The 20,414-nt window shown below is 75.5% G+C and carries 18 protein-coding genes; 15 read left to right on the forward strand and 3 right to left on the reverse strand.

The features are described 5' to 3' along the window. Nucleotides 1-5 precede the first annotated feature (5 nt). From IE98_RS0108240 to IE98_RS0108280, 9 genes are all read left to right on the forward strand, one after another. Nucleotides 6-1,097, forward strand: coding sequence for an amidohydrolase family protein (locus tag IE98_RS0108240; RefSeq protein WP_030266607.1), 1,092 nt, complete (start codon nt 6-8; stop codon nt 1,095-1,097). A gap of 94 nt (nt 1,098-1,191) precedes the next feature. Next, nucleotides 1,192-1,869 (forward strand): uracil-DNA glycosylase, encoded by a 678-nt coding sequence (locus IE98_RS0108245; protein WP_030266610.1) that lies wholly within the window; start codon nt 1,192-1,194, stop codon nt 1,867-1,869. A 246-nt stretch (nt 1,870-2,115) separates the two neighbouring features. Continuing rightward, nucleotides 2,116-3,030: an SCO1860 family LAETG-anchored protein gene (locus tag IE98_RS0108250; protein ID WP_052390270.1), complete on the forward strand. Its 915-nt coding sequence runs from the start codon at nt 2,116-2,118 to the stop codon at nt 3,028-3,030. Nucleotides 3,031-3,212: 182 nt separating this feature from the next. Next, nucleotides 3,213-4,235 carry a glutamine synthetase GlnII gene (gene glnII / locus IE98_RS0108255; RefSeq protein WP_030266616.1) on the forward strand — a complete coding sequence of 341 codons (1,023 nt, stop codon included), beginning with the start codon at nt 3,213-3,215 and terminating at the stop codon, nt 4,233-4,235. 103 nt (nt 4,236-4,338) lie between these two features. Beyond that, a complete protein-coding gene (locus tag IE98_RS0108260) occupies nt 4,339-5,505 on the forward strand; it encodes a M48 family metalloprotease (protein WP_030266618.1) in 1,167 nt (388 codons plus the stop codon). Nucleotides 5,506-5,601: 96 nt separating this feature from the next. Next, nucleotides 5,602-6,336 (forward strand): polyprenol monophosphomannose synthase, encoded by a 735-nt coding sequence (locus IE98_RS0108265; protein WP_030266621.1) that lies wholly within the window; start codon nt 5,602-5,604, stop codon nt 6,334-6,336. Nucleotides 6,337-6,541: 205 nt separating this feature from the next. Then, a complete protein-coding gene (dacB, locus tag IE98_RS0108270; protein ID WP_030266623.1) occupies nt 6,542-8,131 on the forward strand; it encodes a D-alanyl-D-alanine carboxypeptidase/D-alanyl-D-alanine-endopeptidase in 1,590 nt (529 codons plus the stop codon). A 97-nt stretch (nt 8,132-8,228) separates the two neighbouring features. After that, nucleotides 8,229-8,825 (forward strand): hypothetical protein, encoded by a 597-nt coding sequence (locus IE98_RS0108275; RefSeq protein WP_030266625.1) that lies wholly within the window; start codon nt 8,229-8,231, stop codon nt 8,823-8,825. A gap of 11 nt (nt 8,826-8,836) precedes the next feature. Beyond that, complete coding sequence (locus IE98_RS0108280) at nt 8,837-9,634, forward strand: MOSC domain-containing protein (protein WP_030266627.1); 798 nt, start codon at nt 8,837-8,839, stop codon at nt 9,632-9,634. Here the strand turns inward: IE98_RS0108280 and cobC are convergent. After that, nucleotides 9,621-11,129: an Rv2231c family pyridoxal phosphate-dependent protein CobC gene (gene cobC, locus IE98_RS0108285; protein WP_234443451.1), complete on the reverse strand. Its 1,509-nt coding sequence runs from the start codon at nt 11,127-11,129 to the stop codon at nt 9,621-9,623. The two genes, IE98_RS0108280 and cobC, sit on opposite strands and share 14 nt — an antisense overlap. Nucleotides 11,130-11,363: 234 nt before the next feature. Here cobC and IE98_RS0108290 point away from each other — a divergent pair, with 234 nt between their 5' ends. From IE98_RS0108290 to IE98_RS0108300, 3 genes are read left to right on the forward strand one after another with little or no spacing between them, the layout of a single operon-like run. Then, a complete protein-coding gene (locus tag IE98_RS0108290) occupies nt 11,364-12,260 on the forward strand; it encodes an alkaline phosphatase family protein (protein WP_030266633.1) in 897 nt (298 codons plus the stop codon). A gap of 5 nt (nt 12,261-12,265) precedes the next feature. Next, nucleotides 12,266-13,708: an MFS transporter gene (locus IE98_RS0108295; protein WP_078660849.1), complete on the forward strand. Its 1,443-nt coding sequence runs from the start codon at nt 12,266-12,268 to the stop codon at nt 13,706-13,708. Further along, nucleotides 13,705-14,727, forward strand: coding sequence for a TolB family protein (locus IE98_RS0108300; RefSeq protein ID WP_030266638.1), 1,023 nt, complete (start codon nt 13,705-13,707; stop codon nt 14,725-14,727). The genes IE98_RS0108295 and IE98_RS0108300 overlap by 4 nt, the downstream gene beginning before the upstream one ends. A gap of 49 nt (nt 14,728-14,776) precedes the next feature. On the opposite strand, the gene IE98_RS0108305 is transcribed toward IE98_RS0108300, so the two are convergent. Further along, nucleotides 14,777-15,283 carry a GbsR/MarR family transcriptional regulator gene (locus IE98_RS0108305; RefSeq protein WP_420706173.1) on the reverse strand — a complete coding sequence of 169 codons (507 nt, stop codon included), beginning with the start codon at nt 15,281-15,283 and terminating at the stop codon, nt 14,777-14,779. Nucleotides 15,284-15,402: 119 nt separating this feature from the next. Here IE98_RS0108305 and IE98_RS0108310 point away from each other — a divergent pair, with 119 nt between their 5' ends. From IE98_RS0108310 to IE98_RS0108320, 3 genes are all read left to right on the forward strand, one after another. Beyond that, a complete protein-coding gene (locus IE98_RS0108310; protein ID WP_030266645.1) occupies nt 15,403-16,326 on the forward strand; it encodes an ABC transporter ATP-binding protein in 924 nt (307 codons plus the stop codon). Further along, nucleotides 16,323-17,912: an ABC transporter permease gene (locus IE98_RS0108315; RefSeq protein WP_030266648.1), complete on the forward strand. Its 1,590-nt coding sequence runs from the start codon at nt 16,323-16,325 to the stop codon at nt 17,910-17,912. The genes IE98_RS0108310 and IE98_RS0108315 overlap by 4 nt, the downstream gene beginning before the upstream one ends. Nucleotides 17,913-18,114: 202 nt before the next feature. Continuing rightward, nucleotides 18,115-19,611, forward strand: coding sequence for a DUF4190 domain-containing protein (locus IE98_RS0108320; protein WP_030266651.1), 1,497 nt, complete (start codon nt 18,115-18,117; stop codon nt 19,609-19,611). 24 nt (nt 19,612-19,635) lie between these two features. Here IE98_RS0108320 and IE98_RS0108325 read toward each other — a convergent pair whose 3' ends face one another. After that, nucleotides 19,636-20,334 carry a TetR/AcrR family transcriptional regulator gene (locus tag IE98_RS0108325; RefSeq protein WP_030266654.1) on the reverse strand — a complete coding sequence of 233 codons (699 nt, stop codon included), beginning with the start codon at nt 20,332-20,334 and terminating at the stop codon, nt 19,636-19,638. Nucleotides 20,335-20,414: the final 80 nt, after the last annotated feature.

The raw sequence follows: 20,414 nt of genomic DNA on the forward strand, positions 1-20,414 counted from the left end.
GGAGCATGAGCGATGGCGCGGTGCTGCACATCAAGGGGCGGGTGCTGGTCGGGCCCGAGGACGTCCGGGACGAGCTGTGGGTGGTGGACGGGCGGGTCACCTTCGACCGCCCCGCGCACGCCGCCGACGTCCGCACCGTCGCCGGCTGGGCGATGCCGGGCCTGGTCGACGCGCACTGCCACGTCGGCCTGGACGCGCACGGCGCCGTCGACGAGGCCACCAGCGAGAAGCAGGCGCTCACCGACCGGGACGCGGGCACCCTGCTGATCCGCGACGCCGGTTCGGCCGCCGACACCCGCTGGATCGACGACCGCGAGGACCTGCCGCGGATCGTCCGGGCCGGCCGGCACATCGCCCGCACCCGCCGCTACATCCGCAACTACGCGCACGAGATCGAGCCCGGCGACCTGGCCGCGTTCGTCCGGCACGAGGCCCGCCGCGGCGACGGCTGGGTCAAGCTGGTCGGCGACTGGATCGACCGCGAGGAGGGCGACCTCACCGCCTGCTGGCCCGGGGACGCGCTGCGCGAGGCGATCGCCGCCGCGCACGAGGAGGGCGCCCGGGTCACCGCGCACTGCTTCGCCGCCGCCTCGCTGCCGGACCTGATCGCGGCCGGCATCGACTGCATCGAGCACGCGACCGGCCTCACCGAGGAGTTGATCCCGCAGTTCGCCGAGCGCGGGGTGGCCATCGTGCCGACCCTGGTCAACATCGCCACCTTCCCGAAGCTGGCGGCGGGCGGCGAGGAGAAGTTCCCGGCCTGGTCGGCGCACATGCGGCGGCTGCACGAGCGCCGGTACGACACGGTGGGCGCCGCGCACGACGCCGGCATCCCGGTGTACGTCGGCACCGACGCGGGCGGCTCGCTCGCGCACGGCCTGGTCGCCGAGGAGGTGGCCGAGCTGGTGAAGGCCGGGCTGTCGGCCGCCGAGGCGCTGTCGGCGGCGAGTTGGGCGGCCCGGGAGTGGCTGGGCCGGGACGGCCTGACCGAGGGCGCGCCGGCCGACCTAGTGGTGTACGCCGAGGACCCGCGGGCGGACGTCCGGGTGCTGGCCGATCCGCGGGCCGTGGTGCTCCGCGGCCGCGTGGTGGCCTGAGCGGTACGGCCCCGGCGGCGGCCGCGAGTACGGGCGACGGCCGGACGTCAAGCTCCCCGACGGCGTGTCGGCGGGGGCCGCTAGGGTGATCACCATGGCACCCCGTCCCCTGCACGAGATCGTCGAACCCGGCTGGGCCCGCGCCCTGGAGCCCGTGGCGCCGCGCGTCGCCGCCATGGGCGACTTCCTGCGCACCGAGCTGGCGGCCGGCCGCACCTACCTGCCCTCCGGCCCGAACGTGCTGCGCGCCTTCCAGCAGCCCTTCGACCAGGTCCGCGTCCTGATCGTCGGTCAGGACCCGTACCCCACCCCCGGCCACGCGGTGGGCCTCAGCTTCTCCGTGGCGCCCGAGGTCCGGCCGATCCCGGCGAGCCTGGTGAACATCTACCGGGAGTACGGGACGGACCTCGGCTTCCCGCCGCCGTCCAACGGCGATCTCACTCCGTGGACGCAGCAGGGCGTGCTGCTGCTCAACCGGGTGCTCACGGTGGCACCGCGCACGCCCAACGCGCACAAGGGCAGGGGCTGGGAGGAGGTCACCGAGCAGGCGATCCGCTCGCTGGCCGCCCGCGGCGGCCCGCTGGTGGCGATCCTGTGGGGCTCGGCCGCCCGCAACCTCCGCCCGCTGCTGGGCGCGATCCCGTCGATCGAGTCGGCGCACCCCAGTCCGATGTCCGCGGACCGCGGCTTCTTCGGCTCCCGCCCGTTCAGCAGGGCCAACGAGCAGCTCGTCCGGCAGGGTGCGCAGCCGGTGGACTGGCGCCTGGCGTAACGGAGTTGGCGTCAGTCTCGGGCGCCGCGGCCCGCCCGTGCCGGGCCGCGGCGTCAACCTCACCCGAAGGAGTGAACCGACGCTCCGTGGTGCTCGGGTGACGCACGGTTCGAGTGAGACTGAATGTCAGTCCAGAGCACGAGCCCCTACCCCCGGACCGGTGCGCGCCCCGAGGTTTCCCGCGCCCCGCGCGGGGTGACGTCGGTGGCGCGCTCCTCCTTGTCCATGTGTGGGGGTCACTCCGTCATGCCGTCCCGTTCTTCCGTCCGCACCGTCGCCGCCTCGCTCGCCGCCACCGCGCTCGCCCTCTCGCTGCCGGCCGCCACCGCGCGGGCCGCCACCCCCAAGGGGTCGGCGGGCAGTGCCCGGGCGGTCACCGCCGAGGTCGACCTGGAGGTGTCGCTGCTCGACAAGGCGGTGCGCGTCCCCGTCGACGCGACCCTCAACAAGGTGCAGACTCCCGCCGAGCGGGACGCCTCGATGCTCACCGCCGCGGTGGACGGCGTCGACCGCGGCCGCCCGGTCACCCTGGTCAGGGCGGACGTGGGCCGCTCGGTCACGCACGCCGACGACCGCGGCACCTCGGCCTCGGTGACGCTCGCCGACGCGAACGTGCACGCCCCCGGCCTGCCCGGTACCACCCTGCTCGGCCTGCAGGCGCTCTCCGCCGAGGTCACCTGCCCGGCGGACGGGCGGCCGACCGCCGAGGTGACCTCCCCGTCGAAGCTGACCGTGCTGGGCCGGCCGGTCGGCGTGGGCCTCAACAGCCCGAGCCGGGTCACCGTGCCCGGCGTCGGCACGGTGGAGGTGGAGTTCTCCAAGAAGACGGTCACCTCGGCGACCGCCGCGGCCTCCGCCCTGGAGGTGTCGGTCGACGTCAATCCGCTCAACCTCAATGTCGCCCGGGTGACGGGCCGGGTGACGGTGGCCTCCGTCTCCTGCGAGAAGCCCGTGCCGGCGCCGGTGGTCCAGACCTCTTCGCCCGCTCCGAAGCCCGCGAAGGCGAACCTGCCGGGCCCGGCCGGGCAGCCCGGTGCGCTCGCATCCACCGGCAGCAGCGGCACCGGCGCGATGGTCGGCGGAGCGGCGACGCTGCTGGTCGCGGGCGGTGCGGTGCTCTGGGCCACCCGGCGCCGGCGGGCCCACGCGCGCCGTCACTGACGGCCCCGGTGAACCAACCGTCCCACCGATGCGCCCACATCCCGAGACGTGCACTGTCCGAGGGTGAGCGTGCCGCCGCGGACGGTTGGTTCACATGGGCGTTACATAGGAGGAACAACCGGGAAACGGCGGCTTGCGACGCTACGCGGGCACCCACCACCCAAGCAGTGAGGTTCACCGCAATGGCAATCAAGGCCGAGTACATCTGGATCGACGGCACCCAGCCGACCGCCAAGCTCCGTTCCAAGACTCGGGTGCTGCCGAACGCGGACAAGATCCCCACCTGGGGCTTCGACGGCTCGTCGACCAACCAGGCCGAGGGCCACGCCTCGGACCGCGTGCTCGAGCCGGTGAAGGTCGTCAAGGACCCGATCCGCGGCGGTGACAACATCCTGGTGCTGTGCGAGGTCTTCGAGATCGACGGCACCCCGCACGTGTCCAACACCCGTGCGAAGCTCCGCCCGATCGCCGAGCAGTACGCCGCTCAGGAGTCGATCTTCGGCATCGAGCAGGAGTACACCTTCTTCAAGGGCTCCCGCCCGCTCGGCTTCCCCGAGGGCGGCTTCCCGGCCCCGCAGGGCGGCTACTACTGCGGCGTGGGTGCCGAGGAGGTCTTCGGCCGCGAGATCGTCGAGCTGCACCTGGACCGCTGCCTGGACGCGGGCCTCGCGATCTGCGGCATCAACGCCGAGGTCATGCCCGGCCAGTGGGAGTTCCAGATCGGCCCGGTCGACGCGCTGACCGTCTCGGACGACATGTGGATCTCCCGCTACCTGCTCTACCGCACCGCCGAGGAGTTCGGCATCGACGCCACCCTGGACGCCAAGCCGGCCCGTGGCGACTGGAACGGTGCGGGTGCGCACACCAACTTCTCCACCAAGGCGATGCGCGAGGGCTACGACGCGATCATCACCGCCTGCGAGTCGCTCGGCGCCTCCCAGGAGAAGGTGATGGAGCACGTCAGCCAGTACGGTGACGACATCCAGTCCCGCCTGACCGGCAAGCACGAGACCGCCCCGTGGAACGTCTACTCCTACGGCGTCTCGAACCGCGGTGCCTCCGTCCGCATCCCGTGGCAGGTCGAGGTGGAGCAGAAGGGCTACATCGAGGACCGTCGCCCGAACGCGAACGTCGACCCCTACGTCGTCACCCGCCTCCTGATCAACACCTGCTGCGAGGCGCTGGAGAAGGCCGGCCAGGTCTGATCCGCGCTCCCCGGAGCTCCCGCCCGCCGCTCCCTCCGCACCGCGGAGGCGAGCGGCGGGCGCTTTCGTCCCTGCCGTGCGCTGCCTTCCGTAGGGTGGTGCCATGGCGGACGACCCCGACTCCACGCCCGACTTCACGCCCGAGCAGGTGGCCCGCGGCCGGGCGCTGCGGCGCGCCCAGGTGCCGTGGGTGCTCGGCGGTGCGCTCACCGCGCTCGCGCTGACCCTGGTGCTGGGCCTCACCCCGGCCGGCGCCGGCCTGGTGACCTGGGCGGGCGGCCTGTTCGGCGGCTCGCGCACCGCCGAGGTGCTGGGCGGTGCGGCGGCGCTGGCGGTGATCGGCCAGGCCGTCCGGCTGCCGTTCGGGGCCCGGGTCAGGGCCGTCCGGGCCCGCTACGGCCTGGTCACCCAGGGCTGGGGCGGCTGGGCGCTGGACGCGCTGCGCGGCCTCGGCCTCGGACTCGCGCTGTTCCTGCCCGCCGCACTCGGCCTGTACGCCCTCACCGGCCGCTCCCCGGACGGGTGGTGGATCCCCGGCGCGGTGCTCGCCGCGCTGCTCGTGGCGGCACTGTCCTTCCTGCACCCGCTGCTGATCGAGCCGGTCTTCAACCGCTTCTCGCCGATGCCGGCCGGCCCGCTGCGGGACGCCCTGCTCGGCCTCGCGGACCGGGACGGCGTCCGGGTGCGGGACGTCCTCGTCGCTGACGCGTCGCGGCGCACCACGGCCCTCAACGCCTATGTCTCGGGCCTCGGTTCGACCCGCCGGATCGTGGCCTACGACACCCTGCTGAGCACCGCCGAGCCGCGCGAGGTGGAGCTCGTCGTCGCCCACGAACTCGGCCACGTGAAGCACCGGGACGTGCTGACCGGCACGCTGCTCGGCGCGGCCGGGGCCGCCGCGGCCACCGTGCTGATCGGGCTGGCGGCGAACTGGACGCCGCTGCTGGACGCGGCCGGCGCCGACAGTGCCGCCGACCCGCGCTCACTGCCGCTGCTGCTCGCACTGGCCGCGCTGATCGGCTCCGCGACCGGCCCGCTGCAGGCCGCCGCCAGCCGCCGGATCGAGGCCCGGGCCGACCGGCACGCCCTCGAACTCACCGACGACCCGGAGCAGTTCATCGCGATGCAGCGGCGCCTCGCGGTGGCCAACGTGTCCGACGTCGATCCGCCGCGCCCGCTGGTGCTGCTCTTCGGCACCCATCCCAGCGCCACCCGCCGGATCGCCGCCGCCCGCGCCTGGCACCCGGCGGCCGCACGACCGGGCGGCTGAGGCGCGGGCCCGGCGCACCGCCGTACGGGCGGTCCGGTGTCCGGCCGTAGACTCACCGGAGCCGTCACGGAACGTATCGAACAAGGAATCTGATTCATGGTGGACAGCTCCCCCAAGGTCGTCGTCGTCGTACCCACGTACAACGAACGGGAGAACCTGCCGGTCATCGTCGGCCTCATCGCCGACCTGGGGATGCCCAACCTGCACGTGCTGGTCGTCGACGACAACTCGCCGGACGGCACCGGCGAGATCGCCGACAAGCTGGTCGCCGACGCGCCGGGCACCGTCGGCGTGCTGCACCGCACCGAGAAGGACGGCCTCGGCCGGGCCTACATCGCCGGCATGAGCCGGGCGCTCGACGAGGGCGCCGACGTGGTCGTGCAGATGGACGCCGACCTGTCGCACCCCACCGCCGTCGTCCCGGTCATGGTCGAGACGCTGCTCTCCGGCGACGCCGCCGTGGTACTCGGCTCCCGCTACGTGCCCGGCGGCTCGACCGCCGCCGAGTGGCCGTGGCACCGCAAGGCGCTCTCCGCCTGGGCCAACTTCTACGTCAACGCGATCCTGCGGCTGCACGTCAAGGACGCCACCGCCGGCTTCAAGGCCTGGAAGGCGGACACCCTGCGGGCGATCGACCTGCCGTCGGTCCACAGCAACGGCTACTCCTTCCAGGTCGAGATGAACCACCGCACCGTCCGCCGCGGCCTGCGGATCGCGGAGGTGCCGATCCGCTTCGAGGAGCGGACCAAGGGCGCCTCCAAGATGAGCTTCGGCGTGCAGGTCGAGTCGGCGCTCGCGCCGTGGAAGCTGCTGTTCGCCAAGCGCGGCTGACCGTGCTGCCCGGGGCGGGACCGTTCGCGGTCCCGCCCCGGGCCCGGGGGAGGGCGGCCGGGGCCGATCGGACCAACCCGCCGCCCGTCGGGGTGACGTGCCGTCACCGAACGGCGCGCTGAACGTCCCGGGCGGTGCCCGCGTTCCTATTCTGCGACGTCAGGCCCGGTGCGACCGGCTCTCCGACTCCCGAATGGTTGAACGCATGCGAGTGAAGACCCGGCGCCTGCGGGTGTGGGCCGGCCTCGGCGCCGCGCTGATCGCGGTCACCGCGACCACCGGTGCGGCCGCCCCGTCGAAGGGGCCCCGCCAGGACCTCGGCCCCGCCATCACCGCGATCCTGGACAAGCCGCGGTACCAGCACTCCCAGTGGGGGATCCTGGAGCAGGACCCGCAGACCGGCCGGACGATCCACGACCTGCAGGGCGGCAAGTTCTTCATCCCCGGCTCGGTCGCCAAGCTGATGAGCGTCTCCGGCGTCTGGGACACGCTCGGCGGCGACCACCGCTTCACCACCCCGGTCAACGCGCTGGGCACCCGCTCCGGCTCCGTCCTCACCGGCAACCTGGCGATGGTCGCGCAGGGCGACCTGACCATGGGCGGGCGGACCGCGCCGGACGGCCAGGTCTCCTACACGCCCGTCGACCACACCTACGCCAACGACGTCCCGGGCGCCACGCTCACCCCGGAGAACCCGCTGGCCGGCCTCGACACCATCGCGCAGCAGGTCCGTTCGGCCGGCATCACCCAGGTCCGCGGCAACGTCGTCGTCGACCCGCGGCTGTTCACCGCCGGGCCGCCGCTCGACCCGGCGCCCACCCCGATGATCGTCAACGACAACGTCATCGACCTGCTCACCACCCCGACCGCCCCCGGGCAGACCGCCCAGCTGTTCTGGCGGCCGCAGGTCGCCCCGTACCAGGTCACCTCCGACGTACGGACCGTCCCGGCCGGCGGCACCACCGACATCCAGGTGTCCGCCAATCCGGACGGCACCCGGATCACCCTCTCCGGCACCATCGCCGCCGACGCCGCCCCGGTGCTGCGGATCTCGCACGTCCAGGACCCGAACGCCTTCGCCCGCACCGCCCTGATCGAGGCGCTCGCCCGGGCCGGCGTCACGGTCGGCGCCCGCCCGGTCGGCCCCAACCCGGTCGACCTGCTGCCCGCCTCCTACCCCGCCGGCTCCCGGGTCGCCGCGTACGTCTCCCCGCCGTTCGAGCAGTACACCCGGCTCATCCTCAAGGTCAGCCACAACCTCGGCGCCAACCTGGCGATCTGCCTGATGGCCGTCTCCGCCGGCAGCCACGACTGCCTGGACGGCTTCCCCGTCCTGCGGGCGTTCCTGGAGCGGGCCGGCGTCGACCTCACCCAGGTCCAGCTCGCCGACGGCCGCGGCGGCGACCCCGTCGACCGGATCACGCCCGTCGCGATCAACCAGATCCTCGCGTACTGGCTGCGCACCCCCGAGGCGGACACCTTCCGCAACGCCCTGCCGATCCTCGGCGTCGACGGCACCCTCGCCGACAACTGCACCGACTGCCCGGCCAAGGGCAAGGTCTGGGCGAAGACCGGCACCGTCGCCGGCTTCGACTACCTCAACCAGCAGCTCGCCGTCGGCGCGGAGACCGTCGCCGGCTACCTGGACGCGGGCAACGGCCGCCTCCACACCTTCTTCGCCGGCGTCAACAACACCCAGGCCGCCGACTTCGACGACTTCCTGGAGGTCATCGACGACGTCACGAACGTCGCCGCGCTCCTCCAGCAGCAGGCCGCCCGCCACCCGCACCACTGACGGACCGCCACCACCGGGGCGCGGACGGCACCGCCGTCCGCGCCCCGCGGCGTGCCCGCCGAAACCCGGTGGCCCGGCGGCACCGCCCCCGACGACAATGCGGCGGACACCGCGGTACGGGGGAGGGGTCGTGGAACGACGGGACGACGACGGGCGGCCGCTGCTGCTGCTGGACGTGGACGGGCCGCTCAACCCGTACCGGGCGCAGCCGCATCGACGGCCCGAGGGCTACCTCACCCACCGGGTGAAGCCCGCCTCCTGGCTGGAACGGCACCGCGACACACCGCCCGCCCGCGTGAAGCCGCTGCGGCTCTGGCTCAACCCGGAGCACGGGCCGGCCCTGCTCGCCCTGCCGTACCGGCTCGTCTGGTGCACCACCTGGCAGGACGAGGCCAACGAGTGGATCGGGCCGCCGATCGGACTGCCCCGGCTGCCCTTCGTCCGCTGGCCGCGGATGCACCACGGCGACCCCGACGGACTGCACTGGAAGACCCGCCACCTGACCGAGTGGGCCGCCGGACGGCCGTTCGCCTGGGTCGACGACGAGATCGAACCGCAGGACACCGCCTGGATCGCGGCCCACCACCCCGCCCCCGCGCTGACCCTGCCGATCGACCACCGGCACGGCCTGCGGGCACCGGACTTCACCGCCCTCGCCCGCTGGGCCGAGCAGCTCCCGGCGGCCGGCCGGTGACCGCCGGGACGGTGCGCAGCCTGCACCGGCACCCGCTGAAGTCCGCGCTCGGCGAGGAGATCGCCCGGGCGCGGATCACCGGGCGCGGCATCGAGGGCGACCGCGTCCGCGCCCTGCTCGACACCGCCACCGGCCGCGTGGTCAGCGCCAAGAACCCGCGGCTGTGGCGCGCCCTGCTGACCGTCACCGCCCGCACCACCCCGTACGGAATCCGCCTGCTCGCCGCCGACGGACGGGAGTTGGACGAGGCCGGGCTCACCGCCCTGCTCGGCCGGGAGGTACGGGCCGTCGACGTACCACCGCCCGGCGCCGAGCTGGAGCGCAGCGTCCCCGAGGAGGTGCTCGACCGCGGCGCGGACGCCGACGTCCCGGCCACCGTGCACACCCTCGGCAGTGCGGCGCCGCCCGGGACGTTCTTCGACTTCGCGCCCGTCCACCTGGTCAGCACCGCGGCCCTGGCGGCCCTCGGCGGAGGCACCGGCGGGCCGGTCGCGGCGGCCCGCTACCGTCCCAACCTGGTGGTGGAGACCCCGGGGGAGCGCGGCTTCCCGGAGAACGCCTGGGTCGGCCGCGAACTGCGGATCGGCGCCGGCGTCCGGCTGGAGGTGCTGGCGGCGACCCCGCGCTGCGCCGTCCCGACCCTGGCGCACGGCGTGCTGCCGCGCGACCCCGAGGCGCTGCGCGCGGCGGCCCGGCTCAACCGGGTGGAGCCGCTGCCCGGCACGGGTCCGATGCCCTGCGCCGGGGTGTACGCGCGGGTGCTGGCGGGCGGCACCGTCCGCCGCGGGGACGCCGTCAGCCTGCGGTGACCGGGCCTGCGGGCGGGTCGCCGACGGCGGCGGCCAGCGCGGCGAGGAAGCGGTCGGCGGTGGCCGGGTCGCGGACGGCGATCCGCAGCCAGTCCGGCCCCAGCCCCGGGAAGGTGTCGCCGCGCCGCACGGCGAACCCGGCCGCCCGCAGCCGCTCCCGCACCGCGGCCGCACCGTCCAGCTCCACCAGCAGGAACGAGGAGGCCGGGGTGCCGTGCACCCGGGCCCCGGGGACGCCGCGCAGGCCCGCCAGCAGGTGCGCCCGGTGCGCGGCCAGCTCGTGGGCGGCCTCCTCGGCCTCGGCGAGCGCGGCCGGCGCGGAGCAGGCCTCGGCGGCCGCCAGCGCCGGGGTGGAGACCGGCCAGAGCGGCTGGGCGGCGGCGAGTTCGGCGATCAGCTCCGCCGGGCCCAGCACGTAGCCGATCCGCAGCCCGGCCAGGCCCCAGGTCTTGGTGAGGCTGCGCAGCACGACCACCCGGCCCGGCAGGCCGCGCACGTCGGCGAGGGCGGCGCTCTCGCCCGGCACGGTGTCCATGAAGGCCTCGTCGACCACCAGGGTGCGGCCGGGGCGGGCGAGTGCGGCGACGTCCTCGGCGGGGTGCAGCACGGAGGTCGGGTTGGTGGGGTTGCCGATCACCACCAGGTCGGCCTCCTCGGGCACCGCGCCGGGCGTCAGCCGGAAGCCGTCCCCGGCGCGCAGCACCGCGCGGTGCACGGTGTGCCCGGCGTCCCGCAGCGCGGCCTCCGGCTCGGTGAACTGCGGGTGCACCACGCAGACGTGACGGGCCGCCACGACCCGGGCGAGCAGCACGAAGGCCTCGGCGGCGCCGGCGGTGAGCAGTACCTCGCCGGCCGGGCGGCGGTGCCGGGCGGCGACGGCGGCGCGGGCCTCGGCCGGGTCCGGGTAGGCGGCGAGGTCGGCGAGGGTGGCGGCGAGCCGGTCGCGCAGCCAGCCGGGCGGCGTGCCGGTGCGGACGTTGACGGCGAGGTCGACCAGGCCGGCGGCGCGGACCTCCGCGTCACCGTGGTGCCGGAGGTCGAAGTCGGTGCTCATCGCGGTGTTCTCCCGAGGGGTCGCGGGGCGGTCGGGGCTGCCGGCCGTGTCCGCGGCGGCGCGGCGGGCGATCGCGACCGTCGCCGTCCGGGAGGCCGTCTTGGGCACCACGAGGTGCCCGCCGGGGGCCTCGGCCAGGGCGGCGGCCTCGGCGACACCGGGGGTGCCGAGGGCGGCGCGGACGGCCGCGGAGGGGTTCGGCACGGGCACGGCGGCGAGGACGGCCGCCGGGTGTGCGGTCAGCGGGACGCCGAGGATCCGGGCGGCCTCGCGGAGGCCGGGTTCGGTGGCCCTGGCCTCGACGGTGGCCAGCAGCACGAGCTGCGCGCGGTCGAGTCCGGCGCCGGCGAGCGCCTCGTCGAGCAGGGCCAGGACGGCGTCGGCGGGGGTGCCGGGACGGGCGCCGACACCGGCGACCAGCGGGCCGTGCAGCTCCACCACCGCGCCTCCGCAACCCCTGTGACCTGCCGGAAATCCCACCACGGGCGCGACGGGCGGGTCAATCGTGACGGGTGTGAGATGGAACGTACCGGCGTCGGACGCTGTTCTTCCGTTCTTCACTTCCGCGGCGCGGCCCCGGCCACCGGCCCCCGCCTAGGGTTTGGCCGCTCGACCGGTCGCAGCCAGCACTGCCTCGCACCACCCCCAACTGCCGCCCCTCGTACGGAGGACAGCATGACCGCCGCTCGGACCCCGAAGCACACCCGGCGCACCTTCACCGCCCTCGCAGGCGCCGTCGCGATGGCCGCCGGATCGCTCGGCATCTGGGCCGCCACCGGCGCCACCGCCCAGGCCGCCACGCTCCCGACCCCCGACCACGTGGTGGTCGTCGTCATGGAGAACCACGCCTACTCGCAGGTCATCGGCAGCTCCAGCGCGCCGTACCTGAACAACACGCTGAAGGCGGGCGGGGCCAACCTGACCCAGTCCTACGGCCTCACCCACCCCAGCGAGCCCAACTACTACCAGCTGTTCTCCGGCTCCAACCAGGGCCGCACCGACGACAGCTGCGTCACCGTCGGCTCCATCTCGGCGCCGAACCTCGCCTCCGAGCTGATCGCCGCCGGCCAGACCTGGGCGAGCTACAACGAGGGCCTGCCCAGCCAGGGTTCGACCGTCTGCTCCAGCAGCTCGGGCAAGTACGCGCAGAAGCACAACCCGTGGTTCGGCTTCTCCAACGTGCCGACCTCGACGGCGAAGACGATGACCCAGTTCCCGACCGACTACACGACCCTGCCCAAGGTGTCGTTCGTGGTGCCGAACCTGTGCAGCGACATGCACGACTGCTCGGTCTCCACCGGTGACACCTGGATCCAGAACAACCTGGGCGCCTACGCGACCTGGGCGAAGACCCACAACAGCATGCTCGTGGTGACCTTCGACGAGGACAACAAGCTCTCCGGCAACCGCATCCCGACGATCTTCTACGGCGAGCACGTCGCCGCGGGCAGCTCCACCGCCACCACCTACAACCACTACAACACGCTGCGCACCCTGGAGGACCTGGCCGGCCTGACCAGCCACGCGGGCAACGCCGCGAGCGCCTCCGACATCACCGGCATCTGGAACTGACGCCCGTGTACCTCGCGGACTCCCGCAGCACCAAGGCCGCCACCACCAAGGCCGCCAGCACCGGGGCAGGCACCGGTGACGCCGACAGCGCCGCGAGCCGCAGCACCGATCCGGCCGCCGTCCCGGGCATCCGCCCGGGGCGGCGCGCCGCCGCGGTGCCCGGCACCGTGCTGGCGCTCGGCGCGGTCAGCCTGATCACCGACGTCTCCTCGGAGATGGTCAGCGCGGTGTTGCCGCTGTACGTGGTCGCCGGACTCGGGCTCTCCCCGCTCGGCTTCGGCCTGCTCGACGGCATCAACAACGGCGTCGGCGCCCTCGTCCGGCTGGTCGGCGGACACGCCGCGGACGCCGGCCGGGGCCGGCACAAGGCCGTCGCCGCGATCGGCTACGGCCTGTCCGCGGCCTGCAAGCCGCTGCTGCTGCTCGCCCACACCCTGCCGCTGATCGGCGCGGTGCTGGCGGTCGACCGGACGGGCAAGGGGCTGCGCACCGCCCCGCGGGACGCCCTGATCTCGCTGTCCACCGCACCCGAGCACCGCGGGCGGGCGTTCGGCGTGCACCGCGCCATGGACACCACCGGGGCGCTGCTCGGCCCGCTGGTCGCCTTCGCCCTGCTCCGGCTCGCCACCGATGGGTACGACGCGGTCTTCGCCGTCTCCGCCTGCGTCGCCGCGCTCGGCGTGCTGGTGCTGCTGCTCTTCGTCCCCGGCCGCGCCGCCACCGCCGAACCGGCCGACGGGCCGCGCCCCGCCCTGCGCGACTCGCTGGCCCTGCTGCGGCTGCCCGCGCTGCGGCGGCTCACCCTGGCCGCCGTCCTGCTCGGACTGACCACCGTCAGCGACTCCTTCCTGTACCTGCTGCTGCAGCGCCGGCTCGACCTGCCGGCGCACCTCTTCCCGCTGCTGCCGCTCGGCACCGCGGCCGCCTTCCTGCTGCTGGCCGTGCCGTTCGGCGCGGCCGCGGACCGGATCGGCCGCCGCCGGCTCTTCCTGCTCGGCCACCTGGTGCTGCTCGCCGGGTACGGGCTGCTGCTCGCCCCGCTGCACGCCTGGTGGACGGCGCCGCCGGTGCTGCTGCTGCACGGCTCGTTCTACGCCGCGACCGACGGCGTACTGGCCGCGGCGGCCTCCGCCACGGTGCCCGCTGAGCAGCAGGGCGCGGGGCTCGCCCTGGTCGGCACCGGGCAGGCGCTGGCGCGCTTCGGCTGCTCGCTGGCGTTCGGCGCCGGCTGGACCCTCTGGGGCGGGCGGACCGTGCTGGCGATCGCCGCCGCGGCGCTGGCCGTGGCCGCAGGCCTCGCCTTCCTGCTGGTCCGCACCGCCGAGACCTCCCGCACCGCCGAGACCCCCGAGACCTCCCGCACCGCCGAGACCCCCGAGACCTCCCGCACCGCCGAGACCCCCAGCACCGCCGACAGCACCGGCACCACCGAGGAGCACCCCGCATGACGCGCACCGCCCGGCTGCTGACCCTGCTGGTCGCCGTCCTGCTGCTGGGGGCGGTCGGCACCGTCGCGGTGCTGCACGCCGCCGACCGCTCCGGCCGCAAGGACCGGGAGCAGGCGGGCGGTCCCGCGATCACCCCGGGCCCCGTCCCGCTCGCCCCGGACGGGCCCCGCCGGCTGCTGTTCCGCTCCACCGCCTGGGGCCCGCACCGCGACGAGATCACCGCCGTGCCCGCGGACCGGCCGGACGGCCCGCGGACCGCCTCCGGCGTCAAGTGCCTGCGCTTCCACGCAGCCGCGGGCACCGGCATCTGCCTGCGGGGCGAACAGGAGGGGCTCGGGGACCGCTACTGGGCGGTCGTCCTCGACGCGGGCCTGCACGAGCTCGGCCGGTACCCGGCGGCGGGCATCCCCACCCGCTCCCGGGTCTCGCCCTCCGGCCACCTGGCCGCCTGGACGGTCTTCGTCAGCGGCGACTCGTACGCGGGCACCGACTTCTCCACCCGGACCTCGATCGTCGACACCCGCAGCCGGACCCTGTACGACAACCTGGAGACCTTCACCGTCCTGGACGGCGGCAAGCCGCTGAAGGCCCCCGACACCAACATCTGGGGCGTCACCTTCGCCGACGACAACGGCTTCTACGCCACCGTCGCGACCGGCGGGCGGACCTACCTCGTCCGCGGCGACCTCGGCGCCCGGACGCTCACCACCCTGCACCAGAACGTCGAGTGCCCCTCGCTCTCGCCGGACGGCACCCGGGTCGCCTACAAGAAGCGGGTGGCCGGCGCCTCCCCGGACGCGCCGTGGCGGCTGTACGTGCTCGACCTCGCCACCATGACCGAGACCGCCACCGCCGAGCAGCGCAACGTCGACGACCAGGCGCTGTGGGCCGACGGCCGCACCCTGGTGTACGCCCTGGCCGGGGACTACGGGGCCGACCTCTGGACCGTCCCGGCCGACGGCTCCGGCAGCCCCGCCGTCCTCACCCGCTCCGCGGTGGCCCCGGCCTACCTCGGCTGACCGGGCGCCGCGGCGCCGCCGGCCGCGCGGCGGGCGTGCCGGGCCCGGGTCAGCGCGCGCCGGCGTCCTGGGTCTGCGTCAGCTCCGTGCGCAGCTGCTCGCGCCGGTCGTGCCAGCGGCCGAGCAGCGCGGGCAGCTCCTCGCGCATGAAGCCGAAGAAGGCCAGCGACTCGGCCAGCCGGGCCCCGGCCGGGGTGTCGGGGCCGAGTGCCTCGATGCCCTCGCGCAGGCTCGACTCCCAGCGGACGAGCTCCCGGTCGCGGTGGACGGAGGCCTCGTACCAGGCGTCGTCGTGCACCCGGTAGCGGTCCCGGCGGGAGCCCGCCTCGCGCTCGCGGGTGACCAGGTTGACCTGGCCGAGGAAGCGCACCGCACCGGACACGGCGGCCGGGCTGATCCGCAGGGTGTCGGCGAGTTCGGCGGCCGTCAGCCGGCCGGAGTCGCTGGCGAGCAGGGCGGTGAAGACCCGGGCGGGCATCCGCGGAAAGCCGGCGTCCGCCATCACCGCGGCGAAGCGCTCCACGAAGGCCCCCACCGCCGCGCCGTCCCGTTCCACCACGCCTCCTGCCCCGTGCCACGCCCGTCCGGACCATCATCGGGGACCGGTCGGCCCTTGCGGAAATCCACTGAATTCATGAACTTCACGAATCTGTGAATCGAGAGTACCGTCGAGCCATGACGACCGCCATCTCGGTGACCGGCCTGGTCAAGGACTTCGGCCGGACGCGCGCCCTGGACGGGCTGGACCTCACCGTCGCCCGCGGCGAGGTGCACGGCTTCCTCGGCCCGAACGGCTCCGGCAAGTCGACCACCGTCCGCGTCCTGCTCGGCCTGCTGCGCGCCGACGCCGGCACCGTCCGGCTGCTGGACGGCGACCCGTGGCGGGACGCCGTCGAACTCCACCGCCGCCTCGCCTACGTGCCCGGCGACGTCACCCTCTGGCGGAACCTCTCCGGCGGCGAGGCCATCGACCTGCTCGGCCGGCTCCGCGGCGGCCTCGACCCGGCCCGCCGCGCCGACCTGCTGGAGCGCTTCGAACTCGACCCCACCAAGAAGGGCCGCACCTACTCCAAGGGCAACCGCCAGAAGGTCGCCCTGGTCGCCGCCCTCGCCTCCGACGCCGACCTGCTCGTCCTGGACGAGCCCACCTCCGGCCTCGACCCGCTGATGGAGGAGGTCTTCCGCACCTGCATCGCCGAGGAGCGCGACCGCGGCCGCACCGTGCTGCTCTCCAGCCACATCCTGTCCGAGGTCGAGGCGCTCTGCGACCGCGTCAGCATCATCCGCGCCGGCCGCACCGTGGAGACCGGCACCCTCGCCGAGCTGCGGCACCTCACCCGCACCGCGATCGACGCCGAACTCGCCGGCCCGCCGCCCGAACTGACCGGTGTGCACGACCTCGTCACCGACGGCCGGCGGGTGCGCTGCCAGGTCGACGCGGACCGGCTGGACGAGGTGCTGCGTGCCCTGAGCGCCGTCGGCGTGCGCAGCCTGACCAGCCGGCCGCCCACGCTGGAGGAGCTGTTCCTGCGCCACTACGAGCAGCCGGGCACCCCCGGCGACGGCGACCGGGCGCCGGATCCGGCGGTGACCCGGTGAACGCCCTCGCCGGCACGCCCGTCCTGCTGCGCCTCGCGCTGCGCCGCGACCGCATCGTGCTGCCCGTCTGGGTCTACGTCCTGGCCGCGTCGGTCGTCTCCACCGCGGTGTCCTTCCGCTCGCTGTACGACACCGAGGGCGCCCGGCTCCGCTTCGCCGCCGGCATCGCCGCCAACACCTCGCTGCGCGCCCTCTACGGCCCCCTGCACGACGCGTCCACCATCGGCGGGCTGACGGCCTGGCGGATGGGCGTCTTCGGCGCCGTGCTGGCCGGCCTGATGAGCACCCTGCTGGTCGTCCGGCACACCCGCGCCGAGGAGGAGGCCGGCCGGCTCGAACTCGTCGGCGCCGGCGCGGTCGGCCGCCGCGCCCCGCTCACCGCCGCGCTGCTCGCCGCCGCCACCGCCAACCTGGTGCTCGCCGGGCTCGTCGCCGGCTGCCTCGCCGCCACCGGCGAGGCCCCCGCCGGCTCGCTCGCCTTCGGACTCGCGCTCGGCGGCTGCGGGATGCTCTTCGCCGGCACCGCCGCGGTCACCGCCCAGGTCGCCGGCACCGCCCGCGCCGCCAACGGCCTGGCCGGCGCGCTGCTCGGCACCGCCTTCGTGCTGCGCGCCGTCGGCGACGCCGGTCCCGCCTGGGTGGGCTGGCTCTCGCCGATCGGCTGGGCCGAGCAGGTCCGCCCGTTCGCCGGGGACCGCTGGTGGGTCCTGCTGCTCCCGGCCGCCGGCACCGCGCTCGCCGTCGCGGCGGCCTACGCCCTGGTCGCCCGGCGCGACCTCGGCGCCGGCCTGCTGCCGCAGCGCCCCGGCCCCGCCGCCGGCGCCCCGGCGCTGCGCACCGCGGCCGCGCTCGCCGTCCGGCTGCACCGCGGCACCCTGGCCGGCTGGGCGGCCGGCCTCGCCGCGGCCGGACTGGTCTTCGGCGGGGTCTCCCGCGGCGTCGTCGACCTGGTCGGCGACAACGCCCGGGTCGCCGACGTGATCGCCCGGCTGGGCGGCCGACAGGGCATCCTGGACGCCTACTTCGGCACCATGACCAACCTCTTCGGCATGGTCGTCGCCGGGTACGCGGTGCAGGCGGTGCTGCGGCTGCGCACCGAGGAGACCTCCGGCCGGGCCGAGCCGGTCCTGGCCACCGCCGTCTCCCGGCTCCGCTGGGCCGGCGGTCACCTGCTTTTCCCGCTGGCCGGCAGCGCCGTGCTGCTGGCCGTCGCCGGGGTCTTCACCGGCCTCGGGCAGGGGGCCGCGATGGGTGGCGCCGGGCGGGCCGCCGCCCGGCTGGTGCCCGCCGCGCTGGCCCAACTGCCCGCGGTGTGGCTGGCGGCGGCGGTCGCGCTGGCCGTGGTCGGCGCGCTGCCGCGGTGGAGCACGGCCGGCTGGGGCGCCCTCGCGCTCTTCCTGCTGATCGGCTGGCTCGGTCCCGTCCTGCGCCTCCCGCAGTGGGCGCTGGACCTCTCGCCGTTCACGCACGTCCCGCGCCTGCCGGGCGGCGCGTTCAGCGCCGTTCCGCTGCTCTGGCTGACCGCGCTCGCGGCGGTGCTGACGGTGGCGGGCCTGGCCGCGCTGGACCGCCGCGACCTGGGCTGAGCCGATCCGCCGGCGGTGGGCGGCGGCCGCAGCGGGCGCGGTGACGGTCCCTCGGGCGGCGGGCCCGCGCCGCGGGAGGGGGCTCACCGGCCGGTGCGTCCGGCCCCCGAATATGGTCGGACGGCCGTCCGAGTGATCCGCTATATTCGCGCCGCCGTCGAACGACCAGTGTCCGGCGCGCACCGGCGCACAGGGAGCCCGCATGCCGTCCGACCCGTACAGCCCGCAGCCGGACGACCGGGCGGCCCGGGACGAGGCCCTGGCCCGGGCGTTCGCCCCGCCGCAGGACCCGCAGCAGCCCCTGGTGCACACCCCGCCGCCGTTCGGCGCGTCCGTGCCGAACCCGTACGCGCCGCCCGCCGGGGACGACGCCCTGGCCCGGGCGTTCGCCCCGCCGGCGCAGACCCCGCCGTTCGGAGCGGTCCCGCCCGGTGCCGTGCCGCCCGGTGCCGTGCCGCCCGGTGCCGTGCCGCCCGGTGCCGTGCCGCCGGGCGTGCCCTGGGGCGGCGGGGCCTGGGGCGGCGGCGCCGGCCCGTACGGCTGGCAGCAGCCGCCGATGGGCCCGCCGACCGCCTGGAACGGCTACGCGATCACCTCGCTCGTGCTGGGTGTCCTCGGCCTCGCCTGCTGCATGTGGGTCGGCGCGATCGGCTTCGGCGTGGCCGCCCTGCGGACGGTCAAGGAGCGCAACGAGCGCGGCCGCGGGCTGGCGATCGCCGGCATCGTGCTCGGCGGCGTCTGGGGCGTCGTGCTGGCCGTGGTGATGGTGCTGGGCCTGCTCCTCGGCGACCGCGGCCCGCTCGGCGACGACCCGTTCCGGGACGGGAGCGGCTCCGGCACGTCCACCTCCACCGGCGTCTTCGACCTCGCCGCCGGCGAGTGCTTCGTCAAGCTGGGCGGCGGCAGGGGCGAGGACCTCACCGACGTCGACACGGTGGACTGCTCCGAGCCGCACTACGGCGAGGTCTACGCCACCCCGCGCTACACGGAGCACGCCTACCCGGGCAAGGACGGCGTCGTCGCCGGCGCCCAGAAGAGCTGCGGTGAGGCGATCTTCGACTACGCGCCGGACAGCTGGGCGATCCCGGAGGACACGGACATCCACTTCTTCTACCCGGACAAGGCGACCTGGGCGCTCGACGACGACCACTACGCCACCTGCTTCCTGACCGACGGCAGCGCCGCGGCCAAGGGCATGGTCCGCCAGGACCGCACCGCGCTGACCGACGAGCAGATGGCCTACCTCCGCGCCGAGCACGGGGTCGACCGGGCGTACGACGAGCAGCCGCCGGGGAAGCCCGCCGCGGACCCGGCCGCCTACCGGGACTGGGCGCAGAAGCTGTCCGTCGCGGTCGACGCCGAGGTCGGCGACCTGGGCCGGCGCAGCTGGGGCGGGTCGGCCGCGGCTCCGGTCGGTGCGCTGAAGGACGAGCTGAAGCAGGCGCTGACGCACCTGCAGACCGCGAGGACCGCCACCGACCCGAAGGCGCTGGAGCGCGAACTCGCCGCGGCCGAGGAGCTGCTGGGCTTCGAGCGCCCGGCGGCCGTCCGGGCCGCGCTGGGCCTGGCGACCGGTGACGGCCGGCACGACGGCGGCGGCGCGCCCGGCGGGGTGCGGACGGAGAGCCCGGCCCCGGTCGCAGACCTGCGCGGCCCCGGCCACCCGTCGGTGACCGGGGGCGCCCCGGCCCGGGCCTGACCGCGGGGCGCGGCCGGCGGGGCGTCAGCCCTCGGCGGGCAGGCCGACCAGGTCGGCCATCTCCTCGACGGCGTGTGCGAAGAAGGCGTCCGCGGGGTCGAAGGACCCGACCAGGTGCCCGAAGAGCTCGAATCCGATCATGCCGAAGAGCTGGGTCCAGGCGATCGCGGCCCGGGCCAGCACGGCCTCCGGAAGGCCGGGGGCGAGCTCCGCGCGGAGCCGGGAGAGCTGCTCGCCGAGCGGCCCGGCGGGTGCGGGCGGAGGGGGCGGCGCACCGGCGTCCGCGCGGCCCTCGCCGGCCACCGCGATCAGTGCGAGCGGGAGCCGGGCGGCCGGCCCGACCGTCTCCTGCGGGGCGCGGTAGCCGGGCACGGGCGTGCCGTAGACCAGCGCGTACTCGTGCGGGTGGGCGTGCGTCCAGTCCCGTACGGCGGTGCACAGGGCCCGCCAGCGGGCGCGGGGGGCGGCCGGTGCGGCGGCGAGGGCCGCGTCGGCGGTGTCGGCGAGGTCGGTGTAGGCGTCGACGATCAGTGCGGTGAGCAGCTCGTCCCGGCTGGGGAAGTAGCGGTAGATCGCGGACGAGGCCATGCCGAGCTCACGGGCGACGGAGCGCAGCGAGAGGCGCTGGGCGCCCTCGGAGGCGAGCTGGCGGCGGGCCTCCTGCTTGATCTCGCGGGTGAGCTCCTCGCGGGCCCGTTCGCGGGCGGTCCTGATGGCGGTCATGGGGACAGCCTGCCACATCAGGGATCGCTGCACAGAAACGAGAGCACTGCTCTTGACCGCGGTCGGGAGTGGTGGCACAG

The sequence above is a fragment of the Streptomyces sp. NRRL B-24484 genome (genome assembly GCF_000717715.1).
In the GTDB taxonomy this organism is placed as follows: Bacteria; Actinomycetota; Actinomycetes; order Streptomycetales; family Streptomycetaceae; genus Kitasatospora.